The sequence below is a fragment of the Phytopseudomonas daroniae genome (assembly GCF_004327285.1).
GTDB classification, from domain to species: domain Bacteria; phylum Pseudomonadota; class Gammaproteobacteria; order Pseudomonadales; family Pseudomonadaceae; genus Aquipseudomonas; species Aquipseudomonas daroniae.
The window spans coordinates 109,528-127,875 of record NZ_QJUI01000002.1 but is presented as its reverse complement, the minus strand read 5'-3'; the positions used below and the strand labels follow the sequence as shown (position 1 = coordinate 127,875).

General features: G+C 61.8%; 17 protein-coding genes. 9 read left to right on the top strand and 8 right to left on the bottom strand.

What is annotated here, in order from left to right; genetic code table 11:
* Positions 1-170 precede the first annotated feature (170 nt).
* Positions 171-2,258 carry a carboxy terminal-processing peptidase gene (locus DNK06_RS02415; RefSeq protein WP_165493597.1) on the bottom strand — a complete coding sequence of 696 codons (2,088 nt, stop codon included), beginning with the start codon at positions 2,256-2,258 and terminating at the stop codon, positions 171-173.
* 127 nt (positions 2,259-2,385) lie between these two features.
* Here DNK06_RS02415 and DNK06_RS02410 point away from each other — a divergent pair, with 127 nt between their 5' ends.
* A complete protein-coding gene (locus DNK06_RS02410) occupies positions 2,386-3,351 on the top strand; it encodes an NAD(P)H-quinone oxidoreductase (protein ID WP_131178459.1) in 966 nt (321 codons plus the stop codon).
* Positions 3,352-3,442: 91 nt separating this feature from the next.
* Here DNK06_RS02410 and DNK06_RS02405 read toward each other — a convergent pair whose 3' ends face one another.
* Positions 3,443-4,147, bottom strand: a complete 705-nt coding sequence (locus tag DNK06_RS02405) for an SDR family oxidoreductase (protein ID WP_131178458.1) — start codon at positions 4,145-4,147, stop codon at positions 3,443-3,445.
* Positions 4,148-4,258: 111 nt separating this feature from the next.
* On the opposite strand from DNK06_RS02405, the gene gcvA reads away from it, so the two are divergent.
* From gcvA to DNK06_RS02385, 4 genes are all read left to right on the top strand, one after another.
* The gene (gene gcvA, locus DNK06_RS02400; protein WP_131178457.1) at positions 4,259-5,155 is read left to right on the top strand and encodes a transcriptional regulator GcvA; all 897 of its coding nucleotides are present in this window, start codon (positions 4,259-4,261) and stop codon (positions 5,153-5,155) included.
* Positions 5,156-5,343: 188 nt separating this feature from the next.
* Positions 5,344-6,468, top strand: coding sequence for a beta-ketoacyl-ACP synthase III (locus DNK06_RS02395; protein ID WP_131178456.1), 1,125 nt, complete (start codon positions 5,344-5,346; stop codon positions 6,466-6,468).
* A 258-nt stretch (positions 6,469-6,726) separates the two neighbouring features.
* Positions 6,727-8,052, top strand: a complete 1,326-nt coding sequence (locus DNK06_RS02390; protein WP_131178455.1) for an OprO/OprP family phosphate-selective porin — start codon at positions 6,727-6,729, stop codon at positions 8,050-8,052.
* A 194-nt stretch (positions 8,053-8,246) separates the two neighbouring features.
* Complete coding sequence (locus tag DNK06_RS02385) at positions 8,247-9,371, top strand: GNAT family N-acetyltransferase (protein ID WP_131178454.1); 1,125 nt, start codon at positions 8,247-8,249, stop codon at positions 9,369-9,371.
* 57 nt (positions 9,372-9,428) lie between these two features.
* Here DNK06_RS02385 and DNK06_RS02380 read toward each other — a convergent pair whose 3' ends face one another.
* The 5 genes from DNK06_RS02380 to DNK06_RS02360 form a co-directional block, all read right to left on the bottom strand.
* The gene (locus DNK06_RS02380; RefSeq protein ID WP_131178453.1) at positions 9,429-9,692 is read right to left on the bottom strand and encodes a DUF2790 domain-containing protein; all 264 of its coding nucleotides are present in this window, start codon (positions 9,690-9,692) and stop codon (positions 9,429-9,431) included.
* 196 nt (positions 9,693-9,888) lie between these two features.
* Positions 9,889-11,724 (bottom strand): ABC transporter ATP-binding protein, encoded by a 1,836-nt coding sequence (locus tag DNK06_RS02375; RefSeq protein ID WP_131178452.1) that lies wholly within the window; start codon positions 11,722-11,724, stop codon positions 9,889-9,891.
* Between the two features lie 158 nt (positions 11,725-11,882).
* Entirely contained in the window at positions 11,883-12,437 is a 555-nt protein-coding gene (locus DNK06_RS02370) for a peptidylprolyl isomerase (protein ID WP_131178451.1), read from the bottom strand.
* 11 nt (positions 12,438-12,448) lie between these two features.
* Positions 12,449-13,255 (bottom strand): alpha/beta fold hydrolase, encoded by an 807-nt coding sequence (locus DNK06_RS02365; RefSeq protein WP_131178450.1) that lies wholly within the window; start codon positions 13,253-13,255, stop codon positions 12,449-12,451.
* A gap of 9 nt (positions 13,256-13,264) precedes the next feature.
* Positions 13,265-14,191, bottom strand: a complete 927-nt coding sequence (locus tag DNK06_RS02360; RefSeq protein WP_131178449.1) for a LysR family transcriptional regulator — start codon at positions 14,189-14,191, stop codon at positions 13,265-13,267.
* 76 nt (positions 14,192-14,267) lie between these two features.
* On the opposite strand from DNK06_RS02360, the gene DNK06_RS02355 reads away from it, so the two are divergent.
* The 4 genes from DNK06_RS02355 to DNK06_RS02340 all read left to right on the top strand — a co-directional run bounded on the left by DNK06_RS02355 (position 14,268) and on the right by DNK06_RS02340 (position 17,931).
* Entirely contained in the window at positions 14,268-14,582 is a 315-nt protein-coding gene (locus tag DNK06_RS02355) for a 3-phosphoglycerate kinase (protein ID WP_131178448.1), read from the top strand.
* Positions 14,583-14,728: 146 nt separating this feature from the next.
* Entirely contained in the window at positions 14,729-15,328 is a 600-nt protein-coding gene (locus DNK06_RS02350; protein ID WP_131178447.1) for an FMN-dependent NADH-azoreductase, read from the top strand.
* A gap of 250 nt (positions 15,329-15,578) precedes the next feature.
* On the top strand, positions 15,579-16,481 hold the full coding sequence (gene rarD, locus DNK06_RS02345) for an EamA family transporter RarD (protein WP_131178446.1): 903 nt from the start codon (positions 15,579-15,581) through the stop codon (positions 16,479-16,481).
* 97 nt (positions 16,482-16,578) lie between these two features.
* The gene (locus DNK06_RS02340) at positions 16,579-17,931 is read left to right on the top strand and encodes a DEAD/DEAH box helicase (RefSeq protein WP_131178445.1); all 1,353 of its coding nucleotides are present in this window, start codon (positions 16,579-16,581) and stop codon (positions 17,929-17,931) included.
* Between the two features lie 53 nt (positions 17,932-17,984).
* Here the strand turns inward: DNK06_RS02340 and DNK06_RS02335 are convergent, their stop codons facing one another.
* The gene (locus DNK06_RS02335) at positions 17,985-18,275 is read right to left on the bottom strand and encodes a hypothetical protein (protein ID WP_131178444.1); all 291 of its coding nucleotides are present in this window, start codon (positions 18,273-18,275) and stop codon (positions 17,985-17,987) included.
* Positions 18,276-18,348 lie beyond the last annotated feature (73 nt).

Below are 18,348 nucleotides of genomic sequence, written 5' to 3'. Positions count from 1 at the left end.
GGAAATCGGGGAGCGAACGGTGGGGACGCCGCCTGCGGATAAATACCGCTGAATGCCCGTGATTTCACTACAGATTGATGACCGTTTAATGAAGGGCGCCCGCCAGGAATGGTGGGGGCACAAAAAAGGGTGTCGTGAATACGACACCCTTTCTGGTGACCGCTTCCTGGTTACTGCTTAGCTAAGCGAGTATTGAGCTTGAGGTAGTCGATCAGGATGTGGCCAGTTTCCGACAGATAGGCGTCGTCTTCCGGTTTGGTCTTCTCGTCTGTGCTCTGTGCCAGGACGTCGTCCTCGTCTTCCTTCTTCAGTTCGGCCAGCGGCTCTTCGCCTTTGGCGGTACGGCGGGCGTTCTCGATCACCAGTTGGCGTTTCTCTATATCGGCGTGCTGGGCACGACGCTTGGCCTCGTTGAGGCTAACGGTCTTCTCGGCCATCAGCTCACGGGACAGAGCCAGACGCTCGCGGGCGAAGTTGAAGTCCGGGTTCTCGGCCGTACGGCTGTCGTAGCGGTTTTTCAACTCGGTGAGGAACGGCTTGATCGGATCCAGTTCGGGTTTGATCGCCGGACGGATGCTGTCCCATGGCATGGCCTCGGGCAGCGCGCTTTCGCCGATTTCCTTGTTGTCCATCACGTCGGGATAAGCGATGTCCGGCACCACGCCACGGTGCTGGGTGCTCTGCCCGGAAACGCGGTAGAACTTGGCCAGGGTCAGCTTCAGTTCGCCATGATTCAGCGGCTGGATGGTTTGCACGGTGCCTTTGCCGAAGGTCTGGCCACCGAGGATCAGCGCACGGTGGTAGTCCTGCATGGCGCCGGCGAAAATTTCCGAAGCCGAGGCGGACAGGCGGTTGACCAGAACGGCCAGCGGGCCCTTGTAGAAGGCGCCCGGGTTTTCGTCCTCGAGCACATCGACCCGGCCATCGCTGTTGCGCACCAGAACGGTCGGGCCCTTGTCGATGAACAGGCTGGTCAGTTCGGTGGCTTCCTGCAGCGAACCGCCGCCATTGTTGCGCAGGTCGATGACGATACCGTCGACTTTCTCGGTTTGCAGTTCGGTGATCAGCTTCCTGACGTCACGGGTGGTGCTCTTGTAATCCGGATCGCCGGCACGGAACGCCTTGAAGTCGAGGTAGAAGGCGGGGATCTCGATGACGCCCAGCTTGTAGTCGTGGCCGCCCTGGCTGAGCTTGAGCACGGACTTCTTCGCCGCCTGCTCCTCGAGCTTGACCGCCTCGCGGGTGATGCTCACCACCTTGCTGGTCAGGTCGTTCGGCGCATTGCTCGCCGGAATCACTTCCAGGCGGACGCGCGAGCCTTTGGGGCCGCGGATCAATTTGACCACTTCATCGAGGCGCCAGCCGATCACGTCGACGATCTCGTCGTCACCCTGGCCAACACCGACGATCTTGTCCGCCGGCGAGATCTGCTTGCTCTTCTCGGCAGGGCCGGCCGGTACCAGGCGTACCACCTTGACGTGTTCGTTATCGCTCTGCAGCACGGCGCCGATGCCCTCGAGGGACAGGCTCATGTTGATGTCGAAGTTTTCGGCGTTATCCGGCGACAGGTAGTTGGTGTGCGGATCGTAGGTCATGGCGAAGGCGTTGATGTACGCCTGGAACACGTCCTCGCCGCGAGTCTGCTGCAGGCGTGCCTGCTGAGCCTTGTAGCGTTTGGTGAGCAGTTCCTGGATGGTCGCAGGCTCCTTGCCAGCGAGCTTCAGTCGCAGCACTTCGTCTTTCAGACGTTTGCGCCACAGCTCGTCCAGCTCGGCGACATCCTTGGCCCAGGGAGCTTTTTCACGATCCACGAGCAAGTCTTCGTCGACCGTGAAGTCGATCTTGTCGACGCCTTTGGCCAGCAGCCCTTGCACGTAGTTCAGGCGCTCCTGCTGGCGCACGAGCTGACGCTTGTAGATATGGAAGCCGGGGCCGAGATCGCCCTTTTTCAGCAGGTCGTCGAATCTGTCTTTCCAGCGGTCGAATTCGGCGATATCCGCGGCAGTGAAATAGCTGCGTGCCGGGTCGAGCATCTTCAGGTAACCCTGGTAGATCTTCTCCGAGCGCGCATCGTCGAGCGGCGGCTTGCTGTAATGGTGACGCTGCAGCAGCTCGACGACGTTGAGGCTGGCGATGACCTGCTCGCGATCAGGCTGCAGGTATTCCCACGGATCGGCCTGGCTGGTTTTGGCTGCGAGGGGCAATGCGCCCAGCCCGAGAACGAGGGCCAGGGTGGCGCTGATAAGTGATCGCTTCATGCTGATTCGACGTGGGGACAGTTGATAACGCATATTAGGCCGTCTTTGAGGGCGCCAGGTTCAATCGGCGCATGCAAAAGCCCAGCGCTAAGCGCTGGGCTAGGTTCAAATGCACTATGGAGGCAGCGTGAAAGCATTGCAAGGCGTGGAAGGGCAGGTGGAATGGGTGCAACGTCCCACTCCTGCCTGTGATGTGGGTGAAGTGCGCATTCGCGTGGCGGCCGCGGGCCTGAACCGTGCCGACCTGTTGCAACGTGCCGGCCTGTACCCGCCGCCACCGGGCGCCAGCGATATTCTCGGCCTGGAATGTGCCGGTATCGTCAGCGAAGTAGGCGCTGGTTGCGACTGGCAGGTGGGTGACCGGGTCTGCGCGCTGCTGGCGGGTGGCGGCTTGGCCGAGGAAGTGGTGGTCGATGCCCGCCATGTACTACCCGTACCGGAAGGTGTGTCTCTGCACGAAGCCGCAGGGCTGCCGGAAGTCTACGCAACGGCCTGGCTCAATCTGTTCCAGCTGGCCGGCCTGAAACCCGGTGAGAAGGTGCTGCTGCACGCCGGTGCCAGTGGCGTCGGATCGGCGGCGATCCAGCTGTGCAAAGCTTTTGGCAGTGCATGCTGGGTCAGCGTTGGTTCGGCCGAACGCCTGGCCTATTGCGAGAGCCTGGGCGCTGCCGGCGGTGCGATTCGGGGTGGTGAGGGCCTCGAGGCTCTGCACGAGGTCGGCCCTTTCGAGGTGATTCTCGACCCGGTGGGTGCCAGTTACGCCGCGCTGAACCTGAAGCTGCTTGCGCTCGATGGCCGCTGGGTGAACATCGGCTTGATGGGCGGGCGCAAGGCTGAGCTGGATCTGGCGCTGCTGCTCGGTAAGCGTATCCAGTTGATCGGCTCCACCTTGCGCAGCCGTGACGACCTGTTCAAGGCCGATCTGCTGCGCGATCTGCGCCAGCACGTATGGCCGCTGTTCGGCGAAGGGCGGCTCAAGCCGCAACTGGCGCAGACCTTCCCCATTAGCGAGGCGCAGGCGGCATTCGCCACGCTGGAAGGCAATCAGGTCAACGGCAAGCTGGTGCTGGTGATCGACGACAGCCTTGGCTGAAGTCTCAGCCACGAATGCTCGCTGATCTGTGGGCATTCTTGGCCACTCGTCTGCACCCGCTGAACCGCAGTTCCACGGTTCGTCATGGCGATCAGACTGCGCGGGTGATGCCGCCATCGACGCGGATATTCTGTGCGGTGATATAGGCCGCGCCCTCCGAGGCCAGAAAGGCGATGGTCGCGGCCACTTCCTCGCTGCTGCCGTAACGCTGCAGCGGTACGCTGGCCCTGCGCTCTTCGGTGGCCGGCAGGCTGTCGATCCAGCCGGGTAGCACGTTGTTCATGCGAATGTTGTTGCGGGCATGGGTGTCCGCGAAAATCTTCGTGAAAGACGCCAGGCCGGCCCGGAACACCGCCGACGTGGGGAACAGCTCACTGGGCTCGAACGTCCAGGCGCTGGAGATATTGATGATCACGCCACTCTTTTGCTTCTGCATGGTTGGCGTGACCAGGCGTGTTGGGCGGATCACGTTGAGCAGGTAGGTATCCAGGCCGCGATGCCAGTCTTCGTCGCTGATTTCCAGGATCGGCGCACGCGGGCCATGCCCGGCGCTGTTGACCAGTACATCGATGCGGCCCCATCGCGACAGTGTGCCTTCGACCAGGATTTCGAGATCCTGGCTGGACTGGTTGCTGCCGGTCACGCCGAAACCGCCCAGCTCTTCGGCCAGCGCTTCGCCCTTGCCTGACGAAGAGAGGATGGCGATCTTGAATCCATCGGCTACCAAGCGACGTGCGGCTGCGGCGCCCATACCACTGCCGCCGGCGGTTATGATTGCTACTTTTTCTACAGGCATCGTATTGTCTCCAGTGCACTCAGGGCGTTAGCTACGATTGATAGCCTATCAGCCAGGTGGTGTAGGAGAGAGGCAGTTTTCGTATGTTGATTCAGTAGAAAAACTACAGTTATGTCTGAAGAATTCGGTCAATTACCGTCGCTCAATGCGCTGCGTGTGTTCGAGGTGGTGGCGCGGCATTTGAATTTCCGCCTGGCTGGTGACGAGCTGGGTGTGACCCAAGGGGCGGTGGCGCAGCAGATTCGTGGTCTGGAAGCCGACTTGGGACTCAAGCTGTTCGAGCGGCATCCGCGCACTCTGGCGCTGACGGAGAGCGGTAGAAGCTACAGCCTGAGTATCCGTCGCGCGTTCGAGGTAATCGCCGATGCTACGCAGGGCTTGAGACCCGCGCCGCTGCACCTGACCATCAGCGTGACGCCGACGTTTGCGTCGAAATGGCTGATCCCGCGGCTGCCTGGCTTTTCTGCGCAGCATCCGCAGATCGACCTGAGAATCCTGGCCAGCGAGCGACTTTCCAGCTTTCACAACGATGGCGTGGATCTTGCGGTGCGTTACGGCCGTCCGCCCTTTGGCCCAGGCCTGCAGACCGAGCTATTGCTCGAGCAGGCTGTCGTCGCGGTGGTGAGCCCCGGTCTGCTTGAGCGCCTTGGGTCGCCGTGCAGCCTGGAAGCCTTGGCGCGCTACCCCCTGTTGCATGACGCACACAATCTCTGGCCACGGTTTCTCGATCAGGTGTTCCCTCAGGCGCTGCAGGCTGCGGCGAAAAATGTGCGCTTCAACCAGACCTCGCTGGCTATCGAGGCGGCCATCGCCGGGCAGGGTATTGCCCTGGCCAGCCGCTTCTTCGTCGAGCGGGATATCCACGCGGGGCGACTGATCATTCCGTTCGAGCCGGTACTGCAGGACGAGCGAGGTTTCTATTTGGTCAGCCCGCGGCGAGCACGCCAGCACGCTCCGCTCGCGCTGGTTCGTGACTGGTTGCTGGAGCAGACGCATGGTGATCGGTAGCGGTGCGTAGTTACCAATTTTGGACGGGTAGTTTATCTGCACAATGGGCGCGAGCCGCGAGCCTGTGGCACACTTGAACACCAGTAAAAACGGGTTATGTGGCGATATGTATCGCTCGCCCGCGTACGGATGCCGTCGGCTATGCGCCGCGGTCTGCCTGGCAATAGCCACGAACAAGAGGAAACAGCGTGCATAACGTCGTCATCAGCGGTACGGGCCTGTACACCCCGGCCAACAGCATCTCCAACGACGAGTTGGTGGCGTCTTTCAATGCCTTCGTGCAGCAGTTCAATGCCGATAACGCCGGGGCCATCGAGCGTGGAGATGTCGAGGCGCTGAGCGAGTCGAACAGCGCCTTCATCGAGAAGGCGTCGGGCATCAAGAGCCGCTTCGTGATCGACAAACAGGGCATTCTCGACCCGCAGCGCATGGTGCCGTACATCCCTGAGCGCAGTAACGAGCAGTGGGGCATTCTCTGCGAAATGGCAGTGGCTGCGGCCGAACAGGCGTTGGCCCGTGCCGGCAAGACCGCTGCGGATATCGACGGTGTCATCGTCGCCTGCTCCAACCTGCAGCGCGCTTACCCGGCGGTGGCTATCGAAGTGCAGGCAGCGCTGGGTATTCAGGGCTTCGGCTATGACATGAACGTGGCGTGTTCGTCAGCCACGTTCGGCATCCAGGCCGCAGCGAACAGCATCCAGCTTGGTCAGGCGCGGGCTATCCTGATGGTCAACCCGGAGATCTGTACCGGCCACCTCAATTTCCGTGACCGCGACAGCCATTTCATCTTTGGCGATGCCGCCACTGCGGTGATCATCGAACGTGCCGATCTGGCGACCTCCGAACACCAGTTCGAGATTGTCGGCACCAAGTTGTTGACTCAATTCTCCAACAACATCCGCAACAACTTCGGTTTCCTCAACCGGGCGGCCGAAAATGGTAGTCAGGGCGCCAATGACAAACTGTTCGTGCAGGAAGGACGCAAGGTGTTCAAGGACGTCTGCCCGATGGTGGCCGAGCTGATCGCCAACCATCTTCGGGAAAACGACCTGAGCGTGACCGATGTGAAGCGCTTCTGGTTGCACCAGGCCAACCTCAACATGAACCAGCTGATCGCCCGCAAGCTGCTCGGCCGCGATGCCGAGGCTCACGAAGCGCCGGTGATCCTCGACACCTACGCCAACACCAGCTCGGCGGGCTCGGTGATCGCCTTGCACAAGAACCAGGACGACCTGCCAGCCGGTTCGCTCGGCGTGCTCAGTTCCTTTGGTGCCGGTTATTCGATTGGCAGCGTGATTCTGCGCAAGCGTTGATTGCCCGGGCCGCTATCACCGTAGCGGCCCATCCCTTCACCCACGGTGCGTTCGCGCCGTTCCGTTCTCACATTTCCGAATCGCACGAACCGCTCTGTCAAGCGGTTATGCGGATAGGAAGTAAAAAGTTCCGTTGTCATCAAATATTTATATAACGGCAACGGCGCTGAAATAACCGGCCGCGAAGATTCCCCCAGCACGAACGAGCCCAAGGCTCGGGTGTTTTTCAGCACTTAAGTTCAATTAGGGGAATTCTCGATGATCCGTAAGCACTTCGCCGGTTTCGCAGCCAGCGCCCTGGCTCTGGCCGTTTCCGCCCAGGCTTTCGCCGGTACCGTCACCACTGACGGCGCTGACATCGTAGTTAAAACCAAAGGTGGCCTGGAAGTCGCTACCACCGACAAAGCGTTCGGTTTCAAAGTCGGTGGCCGCCTGCAGGCTGACTACAGCTCGTTCGATGGCATCTATACCCGTAACGGCAACCGCGCCGATGCTGCCTACTTCCGTCGTGCCTTTCTGGAAATCTCCGGTGTTGCCTTCACCGATTGGGCCTACACCCTGAACTACGATTTCTCGCACAACTCCGGCAGCTCGGATGACGGTTATTTCGACGAGGCTTCCATCGCCTATAACGGCTTCAAGCCGGTTTCCATCAAAGTCGGTCGTTTCGACCCCGAGTTCGGTCTGGAAAAGGCCACCAGCTCCAAGTGGGTTACCGCTCAAGAACGAAATGCGTTCTATGACGTGATCGACTGGGCCAACGGCCACCAGAATGGTCTGGGTATCCAGGCTTCCAGCACCATCGGTGATTCCGTGTATCTGTCCGGCGGCCTGTTCGCCAAAGACAACAACGACACCGACGGTGACAGCAACAAGCAGGTCAACCTGCGCGGTGTATTCGCTCCGCTGCACGAAGCAGGCAACGTTGTGCACCTGGGCGCCAACTTCGCTCGTCGTGATGTTTCCGACTCGGTCATCGACACCCGCTTCCGCAGCCGCCTGGGCATGCGTGGCGTTGAAACCACGGGTGGTAACGATGCCGGTGGCAACGGCAACCGCGTAGTGTTCGCCGGCGCGAACGGTGCTGAAGCTGGCTCCTACGACGACGACACCGCACTGGGTCTGGAAGCGGCCTGGGCGATGGGCCCGCTGTCGATCCAGGGCGAGTACATGAAGCGCAAGCTGAAGGCTGATTCTTCCGCCTATCAGGACATCAAGGCTGACGGTTACTACGTACAGGCTGCCTACACCCTGACCGGCGAATCCCGCGGTTACAGACTGGGCCGGTTCGATTCGATCAAGCCTGAGAACAAACAGATTGGTGCATGGGAAGTGTTCTATCGCTACGACAGCATCACTGTTGAAGACGACAACCTGGTTACCGCCAGCCTGACGCGTGACGTTGGCGATCTGGAAGCCAAGGTGCACAACCTGGGTGTCAACTGGTACGTCAACGAAGCAGTGAAAATCAGTGGCGTCTACGTCAAGGCCAGCACCGACAACGTCTACAACGCCACCGCTACTGCGCGTACTGGCGATGACAGCGGTGACGGTTTCGTAGTTCGCGCCCAATACGCGTTCTAAGCAAGACGTTTCAACGTGGTGCTCCTTTGAACCCCGCCTTGTGCGGGGTTTTTTACGGCCTGCCATCCCTGGCGGCCACCCGGCGGGCCGTAGCAAGCGACGTTAAAAATGGCTCCCGGCCATTTTTTATGGGCAGTCGGATCTGCCTGGCGCTTGGCGATATAGTGTGCGCTGACTGCCCGCGGATATTGCCGATGCCTGTTTACAGCCTGCACGCTCTCAATGATCTCGACGCCGAAACCTGGGATGGCCTGCTGACGGGGCCACAACCATTTCTGCGCCACGCCTTTCTTTGCGCGCTGGAAGACAGCGGTAGCGTAGGCGGGCGTTCGGGTTGGCAAGCGGCGCATCAGGTGCTGCTCGGTGCTGACGGCAAACCGCTGGCGGCGCTGCCAGCCTACGTCAAATACCATTCCTCCGGCGAGTACGTGTTCGATCACGGCTGGGCCGACGCCTGCCGTCGAGCCGGTATCGCCTATTACCCCAAGCTGTTGGGCGCCATTCCGTTTTCTCCGGTTACTGGCCAGCGCCTGCTGGGTACGGCCGAGGTGACGGGGCAGATGCTCGATGCGATTACCGCATCTCTTGAAGAGCAGGGCCTGTCCGGGTTGCATGTGAACTTCACCGATGCAGCCGGCAATGATGTCTTGCAGGGGCGCGATGGCTGGCTGCAGCGCCTGGGCTGTCAGTTCCACTGGCACAACCGGGGCTATCGGGATTTTCAGGATTTTCTCGACACGCTCAGCTCACGCAAGCGCAAGCAGATGCGCAAGGAGCGCGAACAGGTAGCGGGGCAGGGGATCGAGTTCGACTGGCGCGAAGGGCATCAGTTGAGCGAAGCGGAGTGGGATTTCGTCTACCACTGCTATGCCAACACCTACCATGTGCGCGGTCAGGCTCCTTATCTGACCCGCGCCTTCTTCAGCCTGTTGGCCGAGCGCATGCCTGAAGCCATACGCGTGGTGCTGGCCTGCCGCAGTGCACAGCCGGTGGCCATGGCGTTCAGCCTGAGCGGCGGTGACAGTCTTTATGGGCGTTACTGGGGCTGCCTGGCCGAGTTCGACCGGCTGCATTTCGAGACCTGTTTCTACCAGGGTATGGAGCAGGCGATTGCGCGGGGGCTACAGCGTTTCGATGCGGGGGCGCAGGGCGAGCACAAGTTGGTTCGTGGCTTCGAGCCGGTGATCACCCATTCCTGGCACTACCTGGTGCATGAAGGGCTGCGTGACGCGGTGGCGGGGTTTCTGCAGGAGGAGCGGGAGGGTGTCTTGGCCTACGCGCAGCAAGCGCGAGAGATGTTGCCGTATCGGCAGGTTTGACCTGTTGCAGTGGCGCGCTGCGGTTGCCCGCAGCGCGCCAGCGCAGCACGCGACCGATTAGCCGTCGTAACGGCCGCCCCACTCGAGGAAACGCATCTTGTGGGTTTCGCCCTGGCTGTCGGTGTAGACCATGATCACCGGCACGACGCCGGTCTTGTCGGAGACGTCAGTGCGGTACAGCACTTTTTGCACATCGACTTTCATGCCGTAGTGATAGTCCTCGGTCGGCAGGCCGGCACCGGGTTTTGGCTGGATGTCGGCGGCGAACACGGCAGGAGCGAGACTGGAAAGCAGAGCGGTAACAGCGGTTGCGATTTTCATGGTGGAGTCCTCGATCATTCGATGACAGGCAGCCTGGCCGATCTGATCGGTGTCATTGCCTGGTAGGACTCATATGACCAGCAAAGCCGGCACCGCGGAAATTGATGCCTTTGTTAGTGGATATCACGAAAAATGATGATGTTAGTAAGCTAACTATTTAGTTGGCGAGCAGGCCGTGGGCGGAGCCCCATCGGCGTCAATCGACGCCGACGAAACCTCCCGTCTGGTGCTGCCACAGGCGAGCATAGAGGCCGCCGCGCTCGATCAGCTCGGCGTGGGTGCCGGTCTCGATCACCTGGCCTTTGTCGATCACCACCAGGCGATCCATGCGCGCGATGGTCGACAGTCGGTGGGCGATGGCGATCACCGTCTTGCCATCCATCAGGCTGTCGAGGCTTTCCTGAATCGCCGATTCGACCTCCGAATCCAGGGCCGAGGTGGCTTCGTCCATCACCAGTATCGGCGCGTCCTTGAGCAACACCCGGGCAATGGCGATGCGTTGGCGCTGGCCACCGGACAGCTTGACCCCGCGCTCGCCGACCTGTGCCTCGAAGCCGAGCCCGCCCTGGCTGTCGTCCAGCGTGGCGATAAAGCCATCCGCGCGGGCCTTGCGCGCCGCGGCCCAGAGCTGATCGTCACTGGCCTCGGGCTTGCCGTAGCGCAGGTTGTCGCGAATCGAGCGGTGCAGCAGGGAGGTGTCCTGAGTGACCACGCCAATGTTGGCGCGCAGACTTTCCTGGCTGACGTCGGCGATGTCCTGGCCGTCGATGAGGATACGTCCGCTTTCCAGGTCATAGAGGCGCAGCAACAGATTGACCAGGGTCGACTTGCCGGCGCCCGACGGGCCGACCAGGCCGATCTTCTCGCCGGGACGGATATCGATGGCCAGGCCGCTGATCACCCCGCCTTTCTTGCCATAGTGGAAATGCACATCGTCGAAGCGTACGCCGCCTTGCCGTACCTGTAGCGGTTTGGCGTCTTCGCGGTCGAGCACGTGACGCGGCTGGACAATGGTCTGCATGCCATCCTGCACGGTGCCGACGTTCTCGAAGATGCCGTTGACCACCCACATGATCCACTCGGCCATGTTGTTGATGCGGATCACCAGGCCCAATGCCAGGGCGATGGCACCGGTGCTGATCAGCGCCTCGCTCCACAACCACAGCGCCAGGGCGCCAGTGCCGACGATCAGCAGGCCGTTGAGACAGGTGATGAGGAAATCCAGGCTGGTGATGGTGCGCGACTGCAGGCGGAATTTGTCGAGCAGCTCCTGCATGGCCTCGCGGGCGTAGGTTTCTTCCTCCCTGGAGTGAGCGAACAGCTTGAGCGTGGCGGCGTTGCTGTAGCCGTCGACCACCCGGCCCATGACCTTGGAGCGCGCGGCAGAGGCGGCCGCCGAGCGGGCCTTGATACGCGGTACGAAATACCAGAGGGCTGCGCTGTAGCCGATGATCCATAGCGATAACGGCACGATCAGGCGTACGTCGGCAGCGGCGAACAGGTACAGCGCGCTACCGGCGTAGACCACCACGTGCCACAGTGCGTCGATCACTTGCATGGCCGAATCGCGCAGCGACGGGCCGGTCTGCATGACGCGCTGGGCGATGCGCCCGGCGAAATCGTTCTGGAAGAAATTCAGGCTCTGCTTGAGCACATAGCGGTGGTTCTGCCAGCGAACCAGATTGGTCAGCCCCGGATTGATCGCCTGGTGGGTGAGCAGGTTGTGCAGGCCGAACACGAAGGGCCGGATGATCAGTGCCACCAGCGCCATCCACAGCAGTTCGTTGCGGTGCTCGGCGAAGAATGTCCGCGCGTCGCTGGTCGCCTGGGCCATGTCGATCAACTGACCGAGAAAGCTGAACAGCGCCACTTCGATCAGTGCCGCAAAAAAGCCGATCACCAGCACGGCGATCATCAACGGCCAGACCTGTTTGAGGTAGTGGGCGTAGAACCGCAGCATGCCGTCGGGCGGCGCTACGTCTGGGCTTGGTTTGAAGACATCGATCAGATTTTCGAAACGGCGAAACAACATGGGGCGCAGTCTGCTCTGGCGGATGGGCGGGCGATTGGCGTCTTGCTACCAACAGGCGAGACCTGTCGGCTGGAATGCTGCCCGAGGGCATGAGCACGTGGGCTCAGAGGTGAACCCACGTGCTCTGGCACGCGGGTTACCCGGAGAGGGTAGCAGTATCAGAGACGCTTGGCGTCGAGAATCACCACCGGATCCAGCGGCACATTCTGCTGGCCGGCGCGGTTGCCCGTGCGCACCTGAGCGATACGGTCGACCACTTCCATGCCGCGGGTCACCTTGGCGAACACGGCATAGCCGAAGTCGCGCGAACCATGGTCGAGGAAGGCGTTGTCGGTGTGGTTGATGAAGAACTGGCTGGTCGCCGAGTCGCGAGCCTGGGTGCGGGCCATGGCCAGCGTGCCGCGGACGTTGTGCAGGCCGTTGTCGGCTTCGTTCTTGATCGACGCGTTGGTGTTCTTCTGGCGCATGTTCTCGTCGAAACCGCCACCTTGCACCATGAAGCCCGGGATCACCCGATGGAACTGGGTGCCTTTGTAGAAGCCGCTGTCCACGTAGGCGAGGAAGTTCTTGGTGCTGATCGGTGCCTTCTGCTCATCGAGCTGGACTTCGATTTCACCCAGGCTGGTGGTCAGCAGCACCACCGGGTTTTCGGCGGCCATGAGCTGGGCGGTGAACAGCAGCGAGCAGGCAGTGAGGGCGAGTTTCTTCAGCATCGTGTCTAGTCCTAAGGTGAGGTGGCAGCAGTGTTTTCGACTTCATGTAGAAAGGCAAGCAGGCTGCGGTTGAAGTGTTCGGGCTGATCCAGCGGCGTAGCGTGGCGCGAATCGGCGATGATCAACAGGCGGGCGTTGGGCAACTCATCGACGTAAGCCTGTTTCTGCGCCACCGGGGTGTAGTCCCGGTCGGCGCTGATGACCAGGGTTGGACAGGTGATGCGGCTCAGGCGTTCACGCACGCCCCAGCCGATGATGGCATCGAGGCTGGCCAGGTAGGCGCGCTTGTCGTTGCGCGGCCAGCGCTCTTCGACCTTGCGCCGCAGCTCGGCCTGTTCGGGTTTGGGAAACAGCAGCCGGGCCAGGGCCTTTGCGATAGTGTCCAGGCTCAGCAGCCGCGATAGCGTCCAGCGTTTGGCGATTTCCAGGTAGTCCGACGGTTTCTTCGCCTTCACTTCCGGGCCGCTGTTGACGATGGTCAGGCTGCGCAGCAGGTGCGGGCTGTCCACGCCAAGCTGGAAGCCGATCATGCCACCCATGGAAATGCCAACCAGGTGCACGGGCGCAAGCTTCAGGTGTTCGATCAATGCGGCGGCATCGCTGGCGAAATCGGCGATGCGGTAGCGCTGCCTCGGTTTGTCGGAACGCCCGTGACCGCGGACATCCAGCGCGATCACCCGGTACTGCGTCGCCAGTACGGGAATCTGCAGCTCCCAGTCCAGCGTGCTGGAACCCAGCCCGTGGATCAGCAGGACGGGCGTGCCCTGACCCTGCTCTTCATAGAAGAGCTTGCAACCGTGGTGATCGAAATAGGCCATGGGTAGAACTCAGGCGATCGGCGCCGGGGAGGCGAAGGCGGCGTTCAATGGCGCCGCATCGAAACGTTGAATCAGATCGGTGAGGATCTGCGTGGCCGGCCCCAGAGCTTTGTCCTTGCTGGCATAGAGAAAGAACACTGGGCTGCGGCTGCCTCCTTTATCCAGGGGCAGGGGCTTGAGCAGGCCGTCGCTCAGTTCACGCTCGATCATATGCCGCGGCAACCAGGCGAAGCCCAGGCCGTTGCCGACGAAGGTGGCGGCGGTGGCCAGGCTACCGACGGTCCAGCGCTGCTCGGCGCCGAGCCAGCCGACATCGCGGGGTTGATGGCGCCCGGAATCGCGAATCACCACCTGCATCTGGGTTTCCAGATCCTGGAAATTCAACTGCCGTTGCATGCGATGCAGGGCGTGATCGGGGTGGGCCACGGCGATGAACTCGACCGGGCTCATTTCCGAGCCGAGAAAGCCGGGAATGTTGTAGCCGCTGATCGCCAGGTCGGCGACGCCTTCCTTGAGCACTTCCTCGACGCCTGACAGTACTTCTTCGCGCAGGCGTACCCGGCAGCCACGGCTTTGCGGCATGAAGGCAGTGAGTGCGCGCACCAGACGGGCACTCGGGTAGGCGGCGTCGACCACCAGACGAACTTCGGCCTCCCAGCCCTGTTCCATGTGATGCGCCAGGTCTTCGAGCTGGCTGGCCTGCTTGACCAGTTGCCGGGAGCGGCGCAGCAGTACATCGCCGGCTTCGGTGAGCACTGCCTTGCGCCCGTCGATGCGCAGCAGCGGCACGCCCAGTTGTTCCTGCATGCGCGCCACGGTATAGCTGACCGACGATTGCGAGCGGTGCAGCACCTCGGCGGCCTGGGCGAAGCCGCCATGGTCGACCACCGCTTGCAGGGTGCGCCACTGATCGAGGGTTACGCGTGGGGCCTTCATCTCATCTCCTTCACCAGTCCCTGTGCACAGGCAGGGTACTGGCCCTAAACTGACAGCCCACCGTTGGAGGCTGGACATGAAAAAACTCTATTGTGCGCTGATCGCCTTGCTGCCACTGGCAGCGCAGGCCTATCCCATCGAGCTGGAGAAGCAGCTCAATGGTGCCGAAGTGTCGGCCAGCTCCCAGGAAATCGACCACAACATGGCGGCGGTGCTGGTGCAGAACTACGGCGAAACGGCTGCCTCCTGCAAAGCGGTATTTCGCAACGGCCCCGAAGCGCCGCGTACCCGCAGCGTGAACCTGGCGGCCGGGCAGAGCGGCAACCTGACGGTTAAATTCGCCCGCAGCATCATCCGCCTGCGTGTACAGCTCACCTGCGAGCCGCAGTAACCTGAAGCCCCGAGCAGCCTAGGGAGTGTTTCCAAACAAATCAACTTCGTCGATATTTAGCGGTGGATATTTACGCTTTATTATCGAACCTCGTGTATCTAGTCTCGCCTCCATCGTCTGACACCCGCCTATCGATGGAGCGACCCATGGCCCAGCTACTGGTGATTGAAAGCAGTGCGCGTCAGCATGGTTCGGTTTCACGACAACTGACCGAGCGCTTTCTGGCGCGCTGGTGCGAGGGGCGCCCGAGCGATCGTATCTGCCGTCGTGATCTGGGCGTCGAGCCGCTGCCCCATCTCGATGGCACCTTGCTCAACGCCTGGACGCAGCCTGCTGAAAGCCATGGCGCGGCCGAGTGTGCGGCGTTGCAGCGCGCCAATGGGCTGATCGACGAGCTACTGGCGGCCGATGTGCTGGTGCTGGCTGCGCCGATGTACAACTTCGCCATTCCCAGCACGCTCAAGGCCTGGTTCGACCATGTGCTGCGTGCCGGGGCGACCTTCCGTTACAGCGAAAACGGCCCTCAGGGCTTGCTGCATGGCAAGCGCGCTTTCGTGCTTACAGCCCGCGGTGGTATCTACGCGGGCGGCAGCCAGGATCATCAGGAGCCTTATCTGCGCCAGGTATTGGCTTTCATGGGCATCCACGACGTTACCTTCATTCATGCCGAGGGCCTCAACCTGGGAGCCGAATTCATGGCCAAGGGGCTGGAAGCCGCCGAGCTGCGCCTCACTCAGGTCATCTGACTCCAGTCTCCATTCGTACCCGGTGCTCCTGGGTGCGGCTTTCCAGGGAATCGCCTCGCCGATTCCCTTTTTTTGCCTGGGATTCAGGCGGACAGGAGCAGGTGATTGTTTGCCGTGCGCTGAACCGTTATGGTGCGCCGCCGTTCGCGCAACGGCGCTGACGTATCTGCCTGCGCCGTCTCGGCGTCGCCTTCTCAGGGCAACTGATAGGCTGAAAACGCGGCTGGCTTTCTTTCCTTCGAGGTGCGTGATGACGCTTTCCGGACGTGGTGTGGTGCTCTCTGTCAGCGCCTCGATCCTGTTCGCTCTGATCCCCGGCTACGTGCAGATGCTCACCCCGCTGGACGGTTGGCAGGTGTTCGCCCAGCGCGTGCTCTGGTCGGTTCCGGCGGTATTGCTGCTGGTCACCGTATTGCGTCAGTGGCCGGTGTTGCTCGCCGTGCTGCAGCGCCTGCGCAACGAGCCATTGCTGCTGGCCGCCTTGCCGCTTTCGGCCGCGCTGATTGGCGTGCAGTGGTTCCTGTTCGTGTGGGCACCGCTGACCGGGCACATGCTGGATGTTTCGCTGGGCTATTTCCTGTTGCCGCTGGCCATGGTGCTGGTCGGCAGGGTGTTCTATGGCGAGCGTCTGCGTCCCTTGCAGAAAATCGCAGTCGCCTGCGCCTTCGCCGGTGTGCTGCATGAGCTGTGGCGTTCCCAGGCATTTTCCTGGGTGACGCTGGTTACCGCATTGGGCTATCCGCCGTATTTCATGCTGCGCCGCTGGATGCGCCTGGATGCGCTGTCCGGCCTGATCCTGGAAATGCTGGTGCTGGCACCCCTGGCCATCTGGCTGATCCTGCAGTGGGCGCCGGATGACGCGTTCGGCGAGTTTCCGCGACTGTGGTGGCTGGTGCCGGGCATGGCGCTGCTGGGCACCATCGCCCTGGCAGCGATGATGGCGTCGTCACGGTTACTGCCGTTGGGCCTGTTCGGCATCCTCAGTTACGTGGAGCCGGTGCTGCTGTTCATGGTCAGCCTGGTCTTCCTGGGCGAGCGGTTCGATTCCAGCCAGTTCCTCACCTACCTGCCGATCTGGCTGGCGGTGGTGCTGGTGGGCTGGGATAGCGGGCGTTTGCTGATCAAGCAACGGCGCATGCGCCCACCCATCTGACAGCTTTCAAACACCCGGGTGGAGAAAGCATTCGGCCCCAGGGCGCGAACGCGGTAACCTATACGGCTGATTTAACATTTGCATCGAGGTTTGCCCCGTGTTTGCCCAATTTGCCTTGCATGAACGCCTGCTCAAAGCCGTGGCCGAGCTTAATTTCGTCGAGCCGACTCCGGTGCAGGTGGCAGCGATTCCGCCTGCGCTGCAGGGCAAGGATCTGCGCGTAACCGCCCAGACCGGCAGCGGCAAGACCGCCGCCTTCGTGCTGCCGATGCTTCATCGCCTGCTCGGTGACGGCAATTCCAAGGCGCGCCTGAGCGTGCGTGCGCTGATCCTGCTGCCGACCCGCGAGCTGGCCCAGCAGACCCTCAAGGAAGTCGAGCGCTTCGCCCAGTACACCTTCCTCAAGGCCGGTCTGGTGACGGGCGGCGAAGACTTCAAGGTGCAGGCCGCCGTGCTGCGCAAGATCGACATCCTGATCGGTACCCCAGGCCGCCTGATCGAGCATGCCAACGCTGGCAACCTGCTGTTCGAAGACGTGGAAATGCTGGTGCTGGACGAAGCCGACCGTATGCTCGACATGGGCTTCGCCGAAGACGTGCAGCGTCTGGCGGAACTCTGTGGCAACGCGCATCAGACCCTGTTGTTCTCCGCCACCAGCGGCGGTGCCGGCCTGCGTGAAGTGGTCGCCAAGGTCTTGCGCGACCCGCTGCACCTGCAGCTCAACCGGGTCAGCGAATTGGCCGAGGGCACGCGCCAGCAGATCATCACCGCCGACCACAACTACCACAAGGAACAGTTGGTCGAGTGGCTGCTGAGCAACGAGACCTACGACAAGGCAATCATCTTCACCAACACCCGCGCCCAGGCCGACCGCCTGTACGGCAAGCTGGTGGCCAAGGAATTCAAGACCTTCGTACTGCACGGCGAGAAGGATCAGAAGGATCGCAAGCTGGCCATCGACCGCCTGCGTCAGGGCGCGGTGAAAGTGCTGGTGGCCACCGACGTGGCCGCCCGCGGCCTGGATGTCGACGGTCTGGATCTGGTGATCAACTTCGACATGCCACGCTCCGGTGACGATTACGTGCACCGCGTCGGGCGAACCGGCCGTGCCGGTAGCGAAGGGTTGGCGATCTCGCTGATCACCCATAGCGACTGGAACCTGATGTCGAGCATCGAGCGCTACCTCAAGCAGCGCTTCGAACGTCGCAGCATCAAGGAACTCAAGGGCAGCTATCAGGGGCCGAAGAATCTCAAGGCGTCCGGCAAGGCAGCCGGCCCCAAGAAGAAAAAGGTCGACCCGAAGACCGGCAAGAAGATCGCCAAGAAGCCAGCGGCGAAAACCCCGGCCAAACGCAATACGGTGAACAAGCCGAAGAGCGACGCACCGACCCTGGTCAGCCAGGACGGCCTGGCGCCACTCAAGCGCAAGACGCCTTCCACCGACGCCTGATCCGCTCGGGGTACCGGCGGGCGCGTTTCATGCCGCGACTGTCGGTGCCAGCCTCACTCCACCTGCTCCTCGATCTCGCCGCCGATCTCTTCGAGTTCGCGCAGACGCTGGTCGTACGCATCGCAATCGGTGCCGAGCTTCTCGGCTTCGGTCTGCGGCTCTGCTTCCTTGAGTTCCTGACGCAGCAACGCGGCCCGCTCGGGATCGCGCTGGGTGATTTCCTCGACTTTGGCCGCCAGCTCCTGTGCTTTGGCGGCGGCTTCGTCGGCAGTGCAGGCCTGCGCCTGGCCAACGCCGTAGAGGGCCAGGGCCAGGCCGCAGAGTGGCGCGATATGCTTGATCATGCTCAATTCCTCACGCTTGGTACGGGCATGGCTGTGCGGTTGAGTGCCCGCTCAGCGTGAAGGTTCAGGCTTT

Coding starts and splice junctions, on each gene's coding strand:
- DNK06_RS02415 (WP_165493597.1), bottom strand. CDS start 2,258: ATGAAGCGATCACTTATCAGCGCCACCCTGGCCCTCGTTCTCGGGCTG.
- DNK06_RS02405 (WP_131178458.1), bottom strand. CDS start 4,147: ATGCCTGTAGAAAAAGTAGCAATCATAACCGCCGGCGGCAGTGGTATG.
- gcvA (WP_131178457.1), top strand. CDS start 4,259: ATGTCTGAAGAATTCGGTCAATTACCGTCGCTCAATGCGCTGCGTGTG.
- DNK06_RS02390 (WP_131178455.1), top strand. CDS start 6,727: ATGATCCGTAAGCACTTCGCCGGTTTCGCAGCCAGCGCCCTGGCTCTG.
- DNK06_RS02385 (WP_131178454.1), top strand. CDS start 8,247: ATGCCTGTTTACAGCCTGCACGCTCTCAATGATCTCGACGCCGAAACC.
- DNK06_RS02380 (WP_131178453.1), bottom strand. CDS start 9,692: ATGAAAATCGCAACCGCTGTTACCGCTCTGCTTTCCAGTCTCGCTCCT.
- DNK06_RS02375 (WP_131178452.1), bottom strand. CDS start 11,724: ATGTTGTTTCGCCGTTTCGAAAATCTGATCGATGTCTTCAAACCAAGC.
- DNK06_RS02370 (WP_131178451.1), bottom strand. CDS start 12,437: ATGCTGAAGAAACTCGCCCTCACTGCCTGCTCGCTGCTGTTCACCGCC.
- DNK06_RS02365 (WP_131178450.1), bottom strand. CDS start 13,255: ATGGCCTATTTCGATCACCACGGTTGCAAGCTCTTCTATGAAGAGCAG.
- DNK06_RS02360 (WP_131178449.1), bottom strand. CDS start 14,191: ATGAAGGCCCCACGCGTAACCCTCGATCAGTGGCGCACCCTGCAAGCG.
- DNK06_RS02355 (WP_131178448.1), top strand. CDS start 14,268: ATGAAAAAACTCTATTGTGCGCTGATCGCCTTGCTGCCACTGGCAGCG.
- DNK06_RS02350 (WP_131178447.1), top strand. CDS start 14,729: ATGGCCCAGCTACTGGTGATTGAAAGCAGTGCGCGTCAGCATGGTTCG.
- rarD (WP_131178446.1), top strand. CDS start 15,579: ATGACGCTTTCCGGACGTGGTGTGGTGCTCTCTGTCAGCGCCTCGATC.
- DNK06_RS02335 (WP_131178444.1), bottom strand. CDS start 18,275: ATGATCAAGCATATCGCGCCACTCTGCGGCCTGGCCCTGGCCCTCTAC.